Consider the following 16,965-nt stretch of genomic DNA (forward strand, 5'->3'; position numbering starts at 1 on the left):
CGTCGCTTGCTGACGATCACGTAAAGAAAGTCGCGTACGAGGGGTGTCCACCCGTCCTACCCGTCAGTACATTGACGCCATGTCTAATACGCGCGTCCCGTTGAAGGCACGCCAGGTGTCGTTCGCCTGGGACAAGACGCCCCTGCACTGGCTGCCGGACGACCCGTTCAGCACGCACACCATCAACGTCCTGCACCTCCTGCTGCCGGCCGGCGAACGCTGGTTCGTGCACGTCTACAAGCAGGTGCTGCCGTACATCACGGACGAGCGGCTGCGCGAGGACGTCATCGGGTTCATCGGCCAGGAGGCCATGCACTCGCAGGCGCACGACGAGGTGCTTCCGCACCTGCGCGAGCAGGGGCTCGACCCGACGCCGTACACCGCCCAAGTCGACTGGTTCTTCGAGAAGTTGCTCGCCGACCGGACGCTGCCGCCGGGCAGGGCGCGGCAGTGGTGGCTGATGGAGCGGGTCGCGCTGATCGCGGCGATCGAGCACTACACCGCGTTCCTCGGCAACTGGGTGCTGAACGCGGAGGAGTTGGACCGGCGCGGCGCCGACCCCACGATGCTGGACCTGCTGCGCTGGCACGGCGCGGAGGAGGTCGAGCACCGGGCGGTGGCCTTCGAGCTGTTCGAGCACCTCGACGGCAGCTACCGGCGCCGGGTGCGCACCTGGGCCACCGCCTTCACCGCGCTCGTCTTCCTGTGGCAGCGCGGCGCACGGTTCTTCATGGAGAACGACCCGACGCTGCTCGACGGCAAGGCCACCTGGAAGGACTTCTACCGCAGCGGCAAGCGGGGCGTGCTGCCGACGACCGGGGCCATGGCGCGGTCCATCCCCCGCTATCTGAGCCGGAGTTACCACCCCGACCAGGAGGGCGACACCGAGCAGGCCGTCGCCTATCTCGCCTCGTCGCCCGCGGCCACCGCCGCCGAAACCCGTACAGGAGCCGCTCGATGAACGGCCGTACGCTGCGCAAGGCCGTGGTCGTCGCCGGGGCCGCGTACGTCGTGCGCCGGGCCATGCGGCGGCGTGTGCAGCGCTCGCCCCTGTGGCCGATGCCCGCGCTGGAGGAGCCGACGTCGGGCCGGCCGCGGGCCCGCGCGCTGAGCCTGCTCGTCACGCGGCACGAGCAGGTGGCCGATGGCGTCGTACAACTCCGCCTGGAGGGACGGGACTTGCCTCCATGGCGACCGGGCGCACACCTCGATCTCGTACTCCCCTCCGGGCTCGTACGGCAATACTCGCTGTGCGGCGACCCCGAGGACACGTCGTCGTACACCGTCGCCACGCGGATCGTCCCGGCGGACGAGGGCGGGCGCGGCGGGTCGCGCGAGGTGCACGAGCAGGTGCGCGAGGGCATGGAGGTCGAGGTGCGCGGGCCGCGCAACCGCTTCCCGCTCGACGCGGAGGCACCCACGTACGTGTTCGTCGCGGGCGGCATCGGCATCACCCCGATCCTGCCGATGCTGCGGGAGGCCGCGGCGCGGGGCGCCGACTGGAAGCTGCTGTACGGGGGCAGGTCGCGGGCCTCGATGCCGTTCGTGGAGGACGTGGAGAAGCTGGGCGGCGGGGCCGCGGGCCGGGTCACGGTCGTGGCGGAGGACGAGGACGGGCGGCCCGACCTCGCCGCCGCGCTCGCGGACACCGCGCCCGGCACGGCCGTGTACTGCTGCGGACCCGAGGGCCTGATGGCGGCGGTGGAAGCGACCCTCCCCAAACACTGCACTCTGCACAGCGAACGGTTCACGCCACGCAATTCGACCGAGGGCAACGGCCCGTTCGAGGTCGAGCTGCGCCGCAGCGGCAAAGTGGTGGACGTCTCCGCCGACACGACGGTGCTCGCCGCGGTCCGCTCGGCCGTGCCCGCGACCCCGTACTCCTGCGAGCAGGGCTTCTGCGGAACGTGCCAACAGCGCGTCCTGGAAGGGGAGATCGAGCATCGCGACGAGTTGCTCACGGATGCCGAGCGCGCCGACTCGATGCTGATCTGCGTTTCGCGGGCCCGCGGCGGGCGTCTGGTTCTCGACCTCTAGTGCGGTCGGGCGGGGGCGGTGCGCGGGGGGCGGTTGGCAGGCCGGAATCGCTCGGTAGAGTGTTCGGCATGACTACCGGGGTGCGGCGCAGGATGGGAGTCGAGGAGCGGCGGCAACAGTTGATCGGGGTCGCACTCGAACTGTTCAGCAACCGCTCCCCCGATGACGTCTCCATCGACGAGATAGCGGCCGCAGCGGGCATCTCGCGGCCGCTGGTCTACCACTACTTCCCGGGCAAACTCAGCCTGTACGAGGCCGCGTTGAGGCGGGCGGCGCAGGATCTCGCCGAGCGGTTCGAGGAGCCGCAGGAGGGGCCGCTCGGGGCGCGGCTGCTGCGTGTGATGGGCCGCTACTTCGACTTCGTGGATCAGCACGGGCCGGGGTTCTCCGCGTTGATGCGGGGTGGGCCCGCGGTCGGCTCGTCGGCGACGAACGCGCTGATCGACTCCGTCCGGCAGGCGGCGTACGTGCAGATCCTCGCGCATCTGCGGGTGGCGGTGCCCTCCGCCCGCCTCGAACTCGTCGTCCGGTCCTGGATATCGCTCGCCGAGTCGACGGCGTTGATCTGGTTGGACGGGCGGCGGATTCCGCGCTCGGAGCTGCAGCTTCAGCTCGTCCATGACTTCGCGGCGCTTGCGGCGGTGAGTGCGGCGTACGACGAGGAGATGGCGGGTCTCCTGCGCCACATCCTCGCGGATGAGCCGGTGGACGGCCCCTTCGCGGCCCTCATCACCCGCCTCGCGGCGCTGGCTCCGTCCCCCGGGGTCCCTGCGGCGGCGGGCTGAGCCCGACCTCCCCGGGTAGCCGCACCGGGGCCGTGCCGTGGTCGACGTCGTCCCGCCGTTGCGCGGGGCATGACCGTGCCGTGGTCGACGTCATCCCCACCCTTACGCGGCACCGGGGTCTGACCGTGCCGTGGTCGGCGCCTCCCGTCCTGGGTGCGCGGCACCGGGTTTTGGGGCTTTGCCGGGGTGGGCGCCCTTGCATTCGGCGCGCGGCACCGGTCCTTGTCCGGCTGCGCCGGGGTAGGCACCCTCGCAGTCGGCGCACGGCACCGGAGCCTTCCGGCTGCACCGGTGCCCGCTCATCTCCCACCCACCCGCCCCCTCCGGGGGCTTCGGCCCGTCCCGGGGCCCGGTCGCTGAACCGGGGCCAGGCCCGTCGTAAGGGGTACGCGGCACCGGGTCTTGGGGCTTTGCCGGGGTGGGCGCCCCTGCATTCGATGCGCGGCGCCGGTCCTTGTCCGGCTGCGCCGGGGCGGACGCCCTCGCGCTCAGCGCACGGCACCGGCCCCTGTCCGGCTGCGCCGGTGCCCGGTCATCTCCCACCCACCCGCCTCCTACGGGACTTCGGCCCGTCCGGGGTCCGGGGACGGTACTTGGGCTCGGGTCGTTGCGGGGTCAGGCGTCTGCGGGGCTGGTCCGCGGAGCCGTCCCGTGTCCGGCTGTGCCGGTCCCTGCTCACCTCCCACCGCCCGCCCCCTCCGGGGACTTCGGCCCGTCCGGGGCCCCCTCGCTGTGCCGGGGTCGGGCCCGTCGTAAGGGGTGCGCTGCACCGGGGCGCCGCCTTGCCCACCCTGCCGCCCCAGGCGGCAGATTGCCCAAGGCGACGACGGCCGACCGCAGAGGGTGGGGAGCCGGGGTCGGCGTTACCCCGAGCCGGTGGGCGTCGACCGTCACGGGTGGGGAACCGGGGTTGAGGCGGATCGCCCAAGGCAAGTTGCGGTCAACCGCCAGGGGTGGGGAGCCGTGGCTGACGGTTACCCAAGGCGGGGTGCGGCGTCGACCGCGACGGGTGGGGGGCTGGGGTTGCCGTTACCCCGAGTCGGCGGGCGTCGACCGTAATGGGTGGGGAGCCGCGCTTGCGGTGGATTGCCCGAGGCGCGTGCGGTCGACCGCAGAGGGCGGGGAACCGTGGTGGCGTTACCCAAGGCGGGGCGGCGTCGAACCGCTGCGGGTGGGGAGCCGCGGCTGGCGGAGGTTGGGGCGGCGTCGGCCACGGCAGGGCGGGGGCCATGGCCGACGGCGGATCACCCAAGGCGGTGGCGGCACCCCGTCGGGCCGATGCCCCCGGAGGGGGCGGGTGGGTGGGAGATGGGCGGGAGCTGGGCGATCACCGACGGGTGGCGGGGCATTCAACCCCCGCGGCAGGTGGGCCAATCAAGCCCCTGCGGCGTTTGAGCAGCGGGGTCCGGGGCGGAGCCCCGTGGCGTAGGAACGGGTAGCCCGCTCCCGACGTCAGGCGCCAACCGCGGAGCGGTACGTCGGCTCCAAGTCCCGCACCTCGGCAGAGAAATGCACGCCCGCCGGCTCCTTGACGTGCACCGGAAGCGCCGCCAGAACCGCCTCGACGAGCGCCGTCTTCGCCTCCTCCGTACGCCCCGCCAACAGCGCGATCTCCACGTGCACGAGGGAGGCGGGCCCCTCCCCGACCACCGTGGTCCCGACCTCGCGGAACCGCGTCTTGCACGCGGGGATGCGCGCGGCCACGGTGTCGACGGCCGCCTGGTGCACGGCCGCGGCGAGCCCGGCCCGGTCGAGGCGGTCGTCGAGGTCCGCGGAGTGGTCGACGGTGATCTGCGGCATGGGGCCCTCCGAGGTGTCGTGGTGCGTGCGCGCACGCGTGTCGGCGCCAACCTTCACCCGGAAGCCCCCGACCGCACAATCACGTCCCGCTCAGCGGACGCACCGCCGCACACCGCGAAGCACACCGCACCACCGAACACCGCGAATCACGCCACACCCCCGAACACCCGGCACCCGGCCCCCGGACACCCCGAAGCGCACCGCACCGCAGAGCACACCGCACCGCTGGACACCCGACACCCGGACACCTCGAAGCACGCCACACCCCCGAACACCCGGCCCCCGCTCACCCCAGAACACGCCACGCCCCCAAACACCCGGCCCCCGCGCACCTCGAAGCACGCCACACCCCCAAACACCCGGCCCCGCCACCCGCTCACCCCGGAACACCCCACACCCCCGAACACCCGCCCCCCCGGCCCCCGGCCCCCAGCCGCCCCTCACCCCACCCCCCGCCGCACCGCCAACAACGCAATGTCATCCGCCCGATCACGCCCGAACCTCGCGAGGAGCGCATCGCACAGGGCGCCCGGCGCGGCAGGCGCGTCCGCGGCGGCGAGGCGCAGTTCCTCCATGGAGACGGACAGGTCGATGCCGCGGGTCTCGACGAGGCCGTCGGTGACCATGAGGAGGCGGGCGCCGGGCGCGAGGTCGAGCACGGTGGGTTCGGGGTGCGGCAGGCCGAGCCCGAGCAGCGGCCCCGCCGCGTCCGCGTACCGCGCCGCGCCGCCGACCGGCACGATCAGCGGCGGGATGTGCCCCGCGTTGGCCACCCTCGTACGGCCCGTCGCGGGGTCGACGAGGGCGAGGCACAGCGTGGCGGTGAGCTGCGGGTGGTAGTGCTGGAGCAGCCGGTCGAGGCGGGTCGCCAGGTGGGCGGGGCGCGGGTCCTCCAGGCAGTAGGCGCGCAGCGCGTGCCGGAGCTCGACCATCACCGTGGCCGCGTCGAGCGAGTGCCCCACGACATCGCCGACGGCGACGAGCACGCCCTCGGGGGTGGGCAGCGCCGCGTAGAAGTCGCCGCCCATCTCGACCTCCTGGGAGGCGGGTTCGTAGCGGAAGTCGACGTCGAGGCCGGCGAAGGCGGGCAACACCGAGGGCAGGAATTTCTGTTGCAGCGTGTGGGCGACATGCCGCTCCTGCTCGTACATGACGAGGGGTTCCGCGGCGAGCGCGATGGCGCGGGCGAGCTGGGCGACGAGCGGCCCCGTCCTGCCGTCCGGGTCGGCGAAGTCGGGCGTGGCCAGACAGACGGGGAGCCGGCCGTCGCGGGTGCGGGAGAGGGTGAGCCGGGCGCCGCCGGGCCCGAAGTACGCCTGCGGCCAAGCGGCCCCGAGCCTCAGCGTGGTGCGCACGCCGCCGGGCCCGCAGCTGATCCGCCGCACCAGCTCGACGGCCCGCTCGCGCGCCGCGGCGTCGGGTCCCGCGGGCGCCGCCACGCTCCGGGACAGGCCCGTGTGCACCGCGCCGCGGTCCCCGAGGACGAAGACGGCGGCGTCGCCCCCGGTGAGCCGGGCCGTCGCGGCGGCCGCCGTCCGGGCGAGGTCGGCGAGGTCGCGGGCGCCCTGCACTTCGAGGACGACCCGGGAGAGCAGCGTGAGGTGGTCGAACTGGGCCTGGGTGTCGGTGAGTTCGCGGGCCCCGCGGATCGCGGCACGCACGACGGCGCGGATCTCCTCCGGTTCGGCGGGCACCGTCAGATAGGCCTCGCCGCCCGCGTCGAGCGCCCGGCAGCGGTCCACCGGCGCGGAGGGCCGGGCGGAGAAGTGCACGACGGGGATCCCGGCGAGCGAGGGCAGCGCCTTGACCCTGCGGCACAGCTCGAACCCGCTGAGGTCGGGAAGGCCCACGTCCACGAGCGCCACATCGGGCAGCTCCCCCGCGCGCAACCGCACGTCGAGCTCGACGAGGGCCTCGCCCGCGGAGCCGACCGGGACGACGACATGCCCCGCCCGGCTCAGGACGGCGCCCAGCGCGTACCGACTTGCGGCACTGTCGTCGACCACCAGGACGGTGCAGCCGACGTCGGTCCCAGGTCTCTGAACCTTGGCGTTCACGAGCAGGCCCCTCGGGGAAACGGAGCGGCGCGGGCCCCCCTAGGGCCCTTCCGACGGGTCTTTCCGGAGTCGCGGGGGGCCCGACACCCGTTCGGATCCCGCTCGCCGACACCGAACACGTGCGGCCACCCGCATCCGGTCCGACCCGTCAGAAGGACCCTCGGCTCGCCGGAACAAACTACCGCCGGACAACCCCTCCGCGACCTGCCCTTCGTCCGGTTCACCGTTCCGGGTGGCGGTGGCCCAACCCGGCTTGCCCGCCCGGTACTTCCCGTTCGGTGGGCAATGCGGCGAGTGACGGGTAAGGTCGCGTCCCGTGACCGCACGCCTTGCCGACATCGCAGCACAAGCGGGGGTCAGCGAAGCGACCGTCAGCCGTGTGCTCAACGGGAAGGCGGGGGTCGCCGCGGCCACCCGCCAGTCCGTCCTCGCCGCCCTCGACGTGCTCGGCTACGAGCGCCCCGTACGCCTCAAGCAGCGCAGCGCGGGTCTCGTGGGACTGATCACCCCGGAACTCGAGAACCCGATCTTCCCCGCCCTCGCCCAGGTCGTGGTGCAGGCCCTGACCAGGCAGGGTTACACGCCGGTCCTGGCCACCCAGACCCCCGGCGGCTCCACCGAGGACGAGCTCACGGAGATGCTCGTCGACCGCGACGTCAGCGGCATCATCTACGTCTCCGGGCTGCACGCCGACACCACCGCCGACCCGCAGCGCTACGAACGCCTTCGCGGCCAGGGCGTCCCCTTCGTACTCGTCGACGGGTACGCGCCGACGGTCGCGGCGCCCTTCATCTCGCCGGACGACCGGGCCGCGTCGCGGCTCGCCGTGACGCATCTGCTCTCGCTCGGCCACACCCGGATCGGCCTGGCCGTGGGTCCGCGCCGCTTCGTGCCGGTACAGCGGAAGATCGAGGGCTTCGTACGCACGATGGCGGAGCGGCTGGACCTGCCCGAGGACGAGATAGAGCACGACTTCGTCCAGCATTCCCTCTACACACTGGAGGGCGGGCAGGCCGCGACCTCCGCGCTGCTCGACCGGGGCTGCACCGCGGTGGTCTGCGCGAGCGACATGATGGCGCTCGGCGCGATCAGGGCGGTGCGGGAGCGCGGCATGGACGTGCCGAAGGACGTCTCCGTGGTCGGTTTCGACGACTCTCCGCTGATCGCGTTCACCGATCCGCCGCTGACCACGATCCGTAAGCCGGTGCACGCGATGGGTCAGGCGGCGGTGCACACGCTGCTCGAAGAGGTCGGCGGCACGCCCGCACCTCGATGCGAATTCGTATTCATGCCGGAGCTGGTGGTGCGGGGGTCCACGGCCGCGTCAGCAGCGGTGTCCGTAGGGGTTCGGCCTCGTCCGTAGGGCGTAGCGGGTGCGCCCGTGACCCGCCCAAGGGATGATCGGTCGGGGGGTCGGAATCTGGCAGACTCTGTGCCTATGGGTGAATCGACCGTGACGACACGTGAAGGCCGAAAAAAGGCCACACCGTCACCCATCGCGGAAGACCGCGCCGGGCGTCGCCTTCGGGTGCCGCGGCGTCCGCGGCTCTGGTTCGAGATCCTGCTGATCGCGGTGAGTTACTACACGTACTCCCTGATCCGTAACGCGGTCCCGGAGCAGAAGGCACAGGCGCTGCGCAATGCCGACTGGATCTGGCGGGCCGAGCACAGTCTCGGCATCGCCGTCGAGCAGGCAGTCAACCATGCCGCGAATTCGGTGAGTTGGCTCATCGTCGGCATGAACTACTACTACGCGACACTGCACTTCGTCATCACGTTGGGCGTGCTGGTGTGGCTGTTCCGCTGCCATCCCGGCCGCTACGCGGCGACCCGTCTCGCGCTGTTCGCAACGACGGCGGTCGCCCTCGTCGGTTACTACTTCTATCCGCTGGCGCCGCCGCGCCTGATGAACGGCGCCGGCTTCATCGACACGGTCGCCGTCCACCAGACCTGGGGCTCGATGGCCTCGGGCAACCTGAAGAACATGTCGAACCAGTACGCGGCGATGCCGTCGATGCACATCGGCTGGTCGCTGTGGTGCGGCATGACGATCTTCGCGCTGGCCTCGGTGCCGTGGGTGCGGGTCCTCGGGCTCGCGTACCCGGTACTGACCCTGGTGGTCATCGTGGCGACCGCGAACCACTTCTGGCTGGACGCGGTGGGCGGCGTGCTGTGCCTGGCGTTCGGGTTCGCGGTGGCGCGGGCCTGGTACGGGGCGCTGCCTTACGCGCTGCCCCGGCTCGTGGCGCCACCACTGATGCCGGTCAAGGCGTAGGGAACGGGGGCGCTGGGCGCCCCCGTTCCTTTGGGCTCAGGCGCCCCGGTGCGTGATCCGGCCGTCCGTCATGGTGAGGACGACGGGGGCCTCGGCTACCTCGTCCGCGGGGGCGGTGACCGGGTCGAGGCCGAGCACGGTGAGGTCCGCGCGCAGGCCGACCGCGATACGTCCACCTTCCGCCGCCTGACCTGCGGCGATCGCCGCGTGCGAGGTGACGCCCTCCAGCGCTTCGAGGCCGGTGAGCCCCTGTGCGGGCCCGGCCGCGCCCTCCGGCACGCGCGCCATGGCGAGCACCTTCCGGGCGTCGTAGTGGGCGATCGGCCAGTCCGAGCCGAGCGCGAGCACGGCGCCCGCGTCCCGCAGGTCACGGGTGCGCCAGGCACGGGCGGCGCGCGCGTCACCGAGCCGCTTGGACCACTCGTCGCTGTGGTCGCCCTTCGTGTACGCGGTGTGCGGGGGCTGCATCGACGCGGCGACGCCGAGCGCGGCGAACCGCGGGATCGTGTCGTCGGGCACGGACTCGATGTGCTCGATGCGGTGCGCGTCCCGGCCGCTCGCGCCGAGCGCCTCGATGGTGTCGAGGGCGTGCCGTACGGCGGCGTCACCGATGGCGTGCGTCGCGGTGCGTACGGCGGCCGCGTGCAGGTGACGTACGGCGGCGCTGTACGCGGCCGGGTCCGGCCAGAACGCGTCCGTCCCCTGCCCGTGGCAGTCGGCGTGCTCCAGCCAGGCGGTGCCGCCCTCGACGGTGCCGTCCATGAAGAACTTGACGCCGCCGACCGTCCAGCGCCGCCCGCCCCGCTTCTGCAACTCGACGAGCTCGTCGAGCCCGGCCCGGTCCACGCCCGGCATGCACCACGGCGAGACGGTGAGCCGCATCGGCAGCTCCGTCTCCTCCTCGACGGCGGCGAGCAGATCGAGCCCCGACCCGTCCATGACGTGGGCGCCGGTCAGGCCGGTGGCGGCCATGGTGCTCAGCAGCTCGACGAGGCCGGCGCGGCGGTCCTGGTCCGAGGCCCGGGGCGCGACCTCGTACACGAGGTCCATGGCGGCGTGCTCGACGAGGTACCCGGTGGGCCGCCCCTCGCCGTCGCAGACGACCTCGGCCCGCTGGGCGAAGGACCGTGGCCCGGTGATCCCGGCGGCGTCCAGGGCGGCGCCGCTGACCAGCGCGGAGTGGCCGTCGTACAGGCGCAGGAAGGCGGGCGCGCCGCCGAGCACGTCCTCGATCAGCTCGCGGTGGATGGGCCGGCCCTCGAAGGCGTTGTGGTCGAGCCCCCACCCGACGACCCATCCGCCGAGCCGGTCCGCTGTGCGCAGGGCGGTTCGGAGTGCGTCGAGGTCCTGTACGCCGCTGAGGTCGACGCCGGTCGCCATCTCCAGGCCCCAGACGGGGTGACTGTGGGAGTCGACGAGGCCGGGCACCACGTGGGCGCCTTCGAGGTTCAGCCGTTCCGTGGCCGGGCCCGACCAGTCCCGTACGAGGTCGTCCGTGTCACCGACCGCCGCGATACGGCCGTCCACCACGGCCAGGGCGGTTGCCTCCGGCTGGGTGGGGTCGAGGGTGCGGATGTGGGTGTTGGTGAGGAGGAGGTCGGCGGATGGCATGGTGCGGGTGACTCCGTTCGGTTTCGGGGTGCGCAGGGGCGGGTGGGAGGTGCGGTTCGCGTCGGCGGGTGCGGTTCTGGTTGCGGCCGGGTCTTTTGCGCAGTTCCCCGCACCCCTATCGAAGTGCTGTCGCGCCTGCGGGTGCGGGTTTCGCTGTGGCTGGGTTTTTTGCGCAGTTCGCCGCGCCCCTAACCAGGTGCTGTCGCGTCTGCAGGTGCGGTTCTGGCTGTGGCCGGGTCTTTGCGCAGTTCCCCGCGCCCCTATCGAAGTGCCGTTCGCGTGCGCGGGTGCGGTCTTGGCTGTGGCTGGGTTTTTTGCGCAGTTCCCCGCGCCCCTGAAAAGCAGATCCCTGCGGGGCGGGTGGGCGTTTCGAGTCGCGCTTGGGGCGAGACTCGTGGGGCCGGGGCGGAGACCCGTTCTTTTCAGCCCCGCCGGCGATTGAGGCGCGGGGTCCGGGGCGGAGCCCCGATCTTTCAGCCCCGCCGGCGATTGAGGCGCGGGGTCCGGGGCGGAGCCCCGTGGGCGCAACGCCGTCACTGGCCGAAGCGGGCGTAGACCTCCGGGCGGGAGCGGCGTAGGCGCCAGGCCAGGGCCAGGCCTAGGACGAAGACCGCGGGGGCCACTGCCAGGAGGATCCAGTTGATCAGGGGGGACGCGCCCGTGAAGAGGTCGATGTGGGTGGCGACCAACCCGATCGCCACTGCCAGGAGCAGCGTCGCCACGACCGGCGCGGCCACCGTTCGCAGCGCGCCCTCCTGGTGCGTGATCCGGCGGAAGAAGAACGGGACCGCGAGCGCCGCGAGGAGTTGGAGGGCCATCAGGCCCAGCATTCCCGGGGTGTTGACCCACAGGAGGAGCTGGTCGTACGGGTCCGCCCCGGCCGCCCAGAACCCGAGCACGACGACCGCGCCGAGAACGGTCTGCGCGAGCCCGGCGACGTACGGCGAGCGGTGCTTGGGGTGGATGCGGGCGACGGCGCGCGGCAGCACGCCCTCGTCGGCGAGAGCAAGGGCGTACCGGTTGATCGCGTTGTGGAAGGCGAGGAGCGAGGCGATGACGCTGGTGACGATGAAGACGTGCATCAGGTCCGCCGCCCAGCCGCCGACGAACGTGGTGATCGCGGTGAAGAAGAGGTTCGCCGGGTCGCTGCCGGCCGCCTTGACGACCTCCGCGTCGCCGAAGGACTGGATGGCGATCCAGACGGTGAACGCGTAGAAGAGGCCGAGGAACGCCACCGCGATGTACGTGGCGCGGGGCACGGTACGGTCCGGGTCGCGGGCCTCGCGCCGGTAGATGACGGTCGACTCGAACCCGGTGAACGCGGCGAACGCGAAGGCGAGGACGGCGGCCGTGCCGGGCACGAGGACGTTGCCGGGCGCGAAGGAGGCCAGGGAGAGTCCGTGCGCGCCACCCTTGAGGAGCACGCCGCCCGCGAGCAGGACCAGGATGCCCGTCTCCGCGACCAACAGGACGCCCAGCACCTTGGCGCCGAAGTCGATCGAGCGGAAACCGCCGTACCAGATCAGGACCAGGCCCACGAGGGAGACCGGCAGCCAGGGCACGTCCGCGCCGAACAGGGAGTGCACGGTGTCCTGGGTCGCCGAGCCGAGGAGCCCGTAGACGCCGATCTCCATGCCGTTGTAGCCGACCATCGCGAGCAGCGCCGCCCCGATTCCGGCCGGCCGGCCGAGGCCCTGCGTGATGTACGAGTAGAAGGCGCCGCCGCCGGTGACGTGGCGGCTCATCGCGGTGAAGCCGATGGCGAAGACGGCGAGGGTGATGCCGGCGAGCAGGTATCCGGCGGGCGCTCCGACGCCGCCGAGGGAGATGGCGATGGGCGCGACGCCCGCCATGACGGTGAGCGGGGCGGCGGCGGAGATCACGAAGAACGAGATGTCGGACGTGCCGAGGGTGCCGGTGCGAAGGCCGGTCGGCGCGCTCGGCGGTGCGGTCTTCGTCCGCGTCTTCGTCTTCGTCTTCGTCTTCGGGGAGGTCACGGGCATGCGGCAGGAAGCCCCTCTGGAGGACGGCCCGCACTGCGGCGGACGGGCGTAAATCTAAAGGCTTTTGATTTTCGAAATGTAACCTCCCGTTGGGCATACGGGAAGACCCGATTTTGTGGAGCCACTGAGGAGGGATCTGGATGGGGCGGCCGCGCACACCCCTCCTCGACCGGGAGCGGATCACCACGGCGGCGCTCGGCATCGTCGACGAGAACGGCGAGTTCAGCGTGCCGCAGGTGGCGCGCAGGCTCGGCGTACAGGCGGGCTCGCTCTACCACCACGTGGAGGGCCGCGACGGCATCGTGGAGCTGCTGCGCGAGCGGATCTGCTCCGCGATCGACGAGACGCCGCTGACCTCGGGCCTCCCGTGGGACGAGGCGATCGCCGGGTGGGCCCGCTCCTACCGTGCCGCGTTCGCCGCGCACCCCAAGGCGATCCCGCTCCTGACGACGCACCCGGTGCGGGCGCCCCGGGTGCTCGCGCAGTACGAGCTGGCGGTGGCGCTGCTGCTCGACGCGGGGTTCGCGCTGCCGGACGTGATGCCGGTGATCATCGCCCTGGACAACATGGTGCTTGGTTCGGCGCTGGACATGGCGGCGCCCGACGCGATGTGGGAGCCGACTGAGGAGGGGCTGACCCCGCTGCTCGAACGGGCCCTGGGCGCGGGGCCCGAGGGGCGCACGGACGCGGCGTTCGAGCTGGCGCTCACCGGGTTCGTGGCGCGGTGCCGGGTACTGCTGGACGCGTAGGGCGCGTGTAGGGGTCGTGTAGGGCGGCGGGACGTTCGTCCCGCGGGTTCACGACCGATGGCATCTGCCGTCGCGGCCCGTCCGAGGGGATCGTCGGAGGTCCAGACCTCGACGGTACGGATGGAGGGCCGGTTTCATGGCAACGGCAACGGTACGCAAGGGCACGGCGGGCGCGAGGGTGGCGGCTCCGGGCGACGAGTCCCACCCCTTCGGCGCACTGCAGCGCAAGCACGCGCCCGACGACGAGGTGACGGCCGCGGCGATGGCGCGCGCCCACCGGGGGCCTTCCGGCCTGCCGTGGCTGTCGGCGACAACGTCGGCGAAGGTAGCGTAACCGGGCCGCCCGCTCCACCACTGGGCCCCGCCGCCTTGGGCAATCTGCCGCCAAGGGCGGCAGGGTGGGCAAGGCGGCACCCCGGCGCCGGGCAGGCGCTACGCGAGGCCCCCGCCCCGGCCCGCCCAATCACCCGGTCCCGCCCAGCCACCCGGCCCGCCCCGGCGCCGCCGACCGTCACCCGCCGTAGAACCGCTCCTCCATCACGGCCCGCGCGCGCCGCGTCGTACGCCGATAGTCGTCGAGCATGTCCCCGACGTGCCCGGGGTCGTACCCCAAGTACCTCCCCACGGCCCCGAGTTCACGCCCGTCCGAGGGAAACGTGTCGCCGGGCCTGCCGCGCACCAGCATCACCGCGTTGCGCACACGCGCGGCAAGGACCCACGCCTCGTCGAGGATCGCCGCGTCCTCGGCGGGGATCAGCTCGGCGGCGCACGCCGCGGCGAGGGCCTCGCGGGTGCGCGTGGTGCGCAGGCCCGGTTCCACCCAGCCGTGCCGCAGCTGGAGCAGCTGCACCGTCCATTCGACGTCGGAAAGACCCCCGCGGCCCAGCTTCGTGTGGAGCGTGGGGTCGGCGCCGCGCGGCATCCGCTCGGACTCCATGCGGGCCTTGAGCCGGCGGATCTCCAGTACGGCGTCGTCGCCGAGGCCCTCGGCGGGGTAGCGCAGCGGGTCGATCAGCTCGATGAACGACCGGCCCAACTCCTCGTCCCCGGCCACGTATTGCGCCCGCAGCAGCGCCTGCGACTCCCAGACCAGGGACCAACGGCGGTAGTACGCCTCGTAGGACTTGAGCGTGCGCACCAGCGGCCCCGACTTGCCCTCGGGGCGCAGGTCCGCGTCGATGAGCAGCGGCGGATCGGCGCTCGGCAGGGCGAGGAGCCTGCGCACCTCGGAGACGACCTTGTTGGCGGCCTGCGCGGCCTCGTGGTCGTCGACGCCCTCGCGGGGTTCGTGCACGAACAGCACGTCGGCGTCGGAGCCGTAGCTCAGCTCGTGCCCGCCGAAGCGGCCCATGGCGATGATGGCGAAGCGGGTGGGCAGGGTGTCGCCCCAGCCGTCGCGGACCACGGCGCGCAGCGTCCCGGCGAGCGTGGCGGCCGTCAAGTCCGAGACCGCGGAGCCCACTTGGTCCACCAGCGCGCCCTGGTCGGCGACCGCGGGGGTGTCCTCGGTGCCGTACGAGGCGATGATGTCGGCGGCTGCCGTGCGCAGCAGCTCGCGTCGGCGCACCGCGCGCGCCGAGGTGACCGCCTGCTCGCCGGTGTCCGCGCGCCGCACCGCCGCGAGCGCCTCCTGCTCCAACTGGGCGTGCCCGCGCGGCTCCAGGCCCCGCTCGTCGCCGAGCAGCGCCACCGCTTCGGGGGCGCGCATCAGGAGGTCGGGGGCGAGGCGTCCCGCGGACAGGATCCGCGCCAGGTTCTCGGCGGCCGCGCCCTCGTCGCGCAGCAGCCGCAGATACCAGGGCGTCTTGCCCAACGCGTCCGACACGTTGCGGAAGTTGAGGAGTCCCGCGTCGGGATTGGCCGAGTCCGCGAACCAGCCGAGCAGCACCGGGAGCAGCGTCCGCTGGATGGCGGCCTTGCGGCTGACCCCGGAGGCCAGCGCTTCCAGGTGGCGCATCGCGGCGCTCGGGTCGGCGTAGCCGAGTGCGACGAGCCGCTCGCGGGCCGCGTCGGCGCGCAACCTGGTCTCGCCGGGGGCGAGTTGGGCGACGGCGTCGAGCAGCGGCCGGTAGAACAGCTTCTCGTGCAGCCGGCGGACGACGGAGGTGTGCCGCCGCCAGGCCCGCTTGAGGTCCGTGATGGGTTCCGTGCGCATGCCCATGGAGCGGCCGATGCGGCGCAGGTCGGCATCGTCCTCAGGCACCAGGTGGGTGCGCCGCAACTTGTAGAGCTGGATGCGGTGTTCGAGGGTGCGCAGGAACCGGTAGGCGTCGTCCATCTGCACGGCGTCGACCCGGCCCACGTATCCGCCGTCGGCGAGTGCGGCGAGCGCCTTCAGGGTCGTACCGCTGCGCAGCGCGGAGTCCGAGCGGCCGTGCACCAACTGCAGCAGCTGGACGGCGAATTCGACGTCGCGCAGGCCGCCGGGACCGAGCTTCAGCTCGCGGTCCACGTCGCCGACGGGGATGTTGGCCACGACCCGCTTGCGCATCTTCTGCACGTCGGGCACGAAGTTCTCCCGCTCGGACACCTGCCACACCATCGGCGACACGGCCGCGACGTACTCCTCGCCGAGTTCCAGGTCGCCCGCGACCGGGCGGGCCTTGAGCAGCGCCTGGAACTCCCAGGTCTTGGCCCAGCGCTGGTAGTAGGCGAGGTGCGAGGACAGGGTGCGTACGAGCGGACCGTTGCGCCCTTCCGGCCGCAGATTGGCGTCGACGGGCCAGATGGTGCCCTCGACCGTGGTGTCGGAGCAGATCCGCATCATGTGCGAGGCGAGCCGGGTCGCGGCCTGGATCGCCTTCCCCTCGTCGGCGGATCCGTCGGCGGGCTCCCCGACGAAGATGACGTCGACATCGGACACGTAATTCAGCTCGTGGCCACCGCACTTGCCCATCGCGATCACGGAGAGCCGGCACAGCGCGGCGTCGGCGGGGGACGCCGCGCGGGCGATGGCGAGGGCCGCGCGCAGCGTCGCCGTGGCCAGGTCGGCGAGTTCGGCGGCGGTCTCGGTGATGTCGGTCGTGCCGCACACGTCGCGGGCGGCGATGGACAGCAGGCAGCGCCGGTAGGCGACGCGCAGCGACACCTCGTCGGTGGCCTCGGCGAGCCCCTGTTCGAACTCCTCCACGCCGGGGTGCAGATCGCCGGACTCGTACGTGACCAGGGCCCGCCAGTCCTTCGAGTGCCGGGCGAGGTGGTCGGCGAGCGCCTCGGAGGAGCCGAGGACGCCGAGCAGCCGGTCGCGCAGCGGCTTCGCCGCGACGAGCGTGTCGAGCAGCTCGCGCCGCGCCGTCTCGTCCTCCTGCGCCTCGACCAGCCGGACGAGGCCGAGGAGCGCCAGGTCCGGGTCGGCGGCGCCGCCGAGCGCGTCCAGGAGCAGCGGGTCGGCGCGCACGGGGGACAGGGCGGGGGCGTCGAGCAGCCGTTCGGCGGTGGACGGATCGGTGAAGCCGAGTCGCAGCAGCCGGGTGAAGGTGCTGCTCCTGCGGCCGCCCGTCCACCCTCCCCCTTCGTGCGGCACCGACGTCATTGCCCGGCCTCCTGTTCGATCTACGGTGGCCTTGAGCCTACTGCGCTCCGGGCTGCACCGATGAGTTGTGCGGCCGCGGCAGGTCCCCACTGGTGTACGACTGGCCACGTACACGG

The 16,965-nt window shown here is 72.7% G+C and carries 12 protein-coding genes; 7 read left to right on the plus strand and 5 right to left on the minus strand.

Features of this window, described 5'->3' with window-relative positions:
* Positions 1 to 79 precede the first annotated feature (79 nt).
* The 3 genes from ACYSUO_RS37315 to ACYSUO_RS37325 all read left to right on the plus strand — a co-directional run bounded on the left by ACYSUO_RS37315 (position 80) and on the right by ACYSUO_RS37325 (position 2,822).
* Complete coding sequence (locus tag ACYSUO_RS37315; protein WP_461780645.1) at positions 80 to 961, plus strand: metal-dependent hydrolase; 882 nt, start codon at positions 80 to 82, stop codon at positions 959 to 961.
* Positions 958 to 2,037 (plus strand): PDR/VanB family oxidoreductase, encoded by a 1,080-nt coding sequence (locus ACYSUO_RS37320; RefSeq protein WP_461780646.1) that lies wholly within the window; start codon positions 958 to 960, stop codon positions 2,035 to 2,037. Before ACYSUO_RS37315 ends, ACYSUO_RS37320 begins: the two co-directional genes overlap by 4 nt.
* 68 nt (positions 2,038 to 2,105) lie before the next feature.
* Complete coding sequence (locus tag ACYSUO_RS37325; protein WP_461780647.1) at positions 2,106 to 2,822, plus strand: TetR/AcrR family transcriptional regulator; 717 nt, start codon at positions 2,106 to 2,108, stop codon at positions 2,820 to 2,822.
* Positions 2,823 to 4,274: 1,452 nt separating this feature from the next.
* Here the strand turns inward: ACYSUO_RS37325 and ACYSUO_RS37330 are convergent.
* Together ACYSUO_RS37330 and ACYSUO_RS37335 are read right to left on the minus strand one after the other, a co-directional pair.
* Positions 4,275 to 4,622, minus strand: coding sequence for a 5-carboxymethyl-2-hydroxymuconate Delta-isomerase (locus ACYSUO_RS37330; protein WP_461780648.1), 348 nt, complete (start codon positions 4,620 to 4,622; stop codon positions 4,275 to 4,277).
* 440 nt (positions 4,623 to 5,062) lie between these two features.
* Complete coding sequence (locus tag ACYSUO_RS37335) at positions 5,063 to 6,679, minus strand: SpoIIE family protein phosphatase (RefSeq protein WP_461780649.1); 1,617 nt, start codon at positions 6,677 to 6,679, stop codon at positions 5,063 to 5,065.
* Positions 6,680 to 6,995: 316 nt separating this feature from the next.
* Here ACYSUO_RS37335 and ACYSUO_RS37340 point away from each other — a divergent pair, with 316 nt between their 5' ends.
* Positions 6,996 to 8,042, plus strand: coding sequence for a LacI family DNA-binding transcriptional regulator (locus ACYSUO_RS37340; protein WP_461780650.1), 1,047 nt, complete (start codon positions 6,996 to 6,998; stop codon positions 8,040 to 8,042).
* Between the two features lie 75 nt (positions 8,043 to 8,117).
* Positions 8,118 to 8,954, plus strand: a complete 837-nt coding sequence (locus ACYSUO_RS37345) for a phosphatase PAP2 family protein (RefSeq protein WP_461780651.1) — start codon at positions 8,118 to 8,120, stop codon at positions 8,952 to 8,954.
* Positions 8,955 to 8,990: 36 nt separating this feature from the next.
* Here the strand turns inward: ACYSUO_RS37345 and ACYSUO_RS37350 are convergent, their stop codons facing one another.
* Together ACYSUO_RS37350 and ACYSUO_RS37355 are read right to left on the minus strand one after the other, a co-directional pair.
* Positions 8,991 to 10,565 (minus strand): amidohydrolase, encoded by a 1,575-nt coding sequence (locus tag ACYSUO_RS37350; protein WP_461780652.1) that lies wholly within the window; start codon positions 10,563 to 10,565, stop codon positions 8,991 to 8,993.
* A 533-nt stretch (positions 10,566 to 11,098) separates the two neighbouring features.
* Positions 11,099 to 12,568, minus strand: a complete 1,470-nt coding sequence (locus ACYSUO_RS37355) for an APC family permease (protein WP_461780653.1) — start codon at positions 12,566 to 12,568, stop codon at positions 11,099 to 11,101.
* A 140-nt stretch (positions 12,569 to 12,708) separates the two neighbouring features.
* Here ACYSUO_RS37355 and ACYSUO_RS37360 point away from each other — a divergent pair, with 140 nt between their 5' ends.
* Both ACYSUO_RS37360 and ACYSUO_RS37365 read left to right on the plus strand, forming a co-directional pair.
* Positions 12,709 to 13,317 carry a TetR/AcrR family transcriptional regulator gene (locus tag ACYSUO_RS37360; protein WP_461780654.1) on the plus strand — a complete coding sequence of 203 codons (609 nt, stop codon included), beginning with the start codon at positions 12,709 to 12,711 and terminating at the stop codon, positions 13,315 to 13,317.
* 136 nt (positions 13,318 to 13,453) lie between these two features.
* Positions 13,454 to 13,651: a hypothetical protein gene (locus ACYSUO_RS37365; RefSeq protein ID WP_461780655.1), complete on the plus strand. Its 198-nt coding sequence runs from the start codon at positions 13,454 to 13,456 to the stop codon at positions 13,649 to 13,651.
* A 177-nt stretch (positions 13,652 to 13,828) separates the two neighbouring features.
* On the opposite strand, the gene ACYSUO_RS37370 is transcribed toward ACYSUO_RS37365, so the two are convergent.
* Positions 13,829 to 16,849, minus strand: coding sequence for a bifunctional [glutamine synthetase] adenylyltransferase/[glutamine synthetase]-adenylyl-L-tyrosine phosphorylase (locus ACYSUO_RS37370; RefSeq protein WP_461780656.1), 3,021 nt, complete (start codon positions 16,847 to 16,849; stop codon positions 13,829 to 13,831).
* Between the last annotated feature and the right edge of the window lie 116 nt (positions 16,850 to 16,965).

Source organism: Streptomyces sp. UC4497 (assembly GCF_054871485.1).

Coding starts and splice junctions, on each gene's coding strand:
- ACYSUO_RS37365 (WP_461780655.1), top strand. CDS start 13,454: ATGGCAACGGCAACGGTACGCAAGGGCACGGCGGGCGCGAGGGTGGCG.
- ACYSUO_RS37315 (WP_461780645.1), top strand. CDS start 80: ATGTCTAATACGCGCGTCCCGTTGAAGGCACGCCAGGTGTCGTTCGCC.
- ACYSUO_RS37370 (WP_461780656.1), bottom strand. CDS start 16,849: ATGACGTCGGTGCCGCACGAAGGGGGAGGGTGGACGGGCGGCCGCAGG.
- ACYSUO_RS37325 (WP_461780647.1), top strand. CDS start 2,106: ATGACTACCGGGGTGCGGCGCAGGATGGGAGTCGAGGAGCGGCGGCAA.
- ACYSUO_RS37345 (WP_461780651.1), top strand. CDS start 8,118: ATGGGTGAATCGACCGTGACGACACGTGAAGGCCGAAAAAAGGCCACA.
- ACYSUO_RS37320 (WP_461780646.1), top strand. CDS start 958: ATGAACGGCCGTACGCTGCGCAAGGCCGTGGTCGTCGCCGGGGCCGCG.
- ACYSUO_RS37360 (WP_461780654.1), top strand. CDS start 12,709: ATGGGGCGGCCGCGCACACCCCTCCTCGACCGGGAGCGGATCACCACG.
- ACYSUO_RS37350 (WP_461780652.1), bottom strand. CDS start 10,565: ATGCCATCCGCCGACCTCCTCCTCACCAACACCCACATCCGCACCCTC.
- ACYSUO_RS37330 (WP_461780648.1), bottom strand. CDS start 4,622: ATGCCGCAGATCACCGTCGACCACTCCGCGGACCTCGACGACCGCCTC.
- ACYSUO_RS37355 (WP_461780653.1), bottom strand. CDS start 12,568: ATGCCCGTGACCTCCCCGAAGACGAAGACGAAGACGAAGACGCGGACG.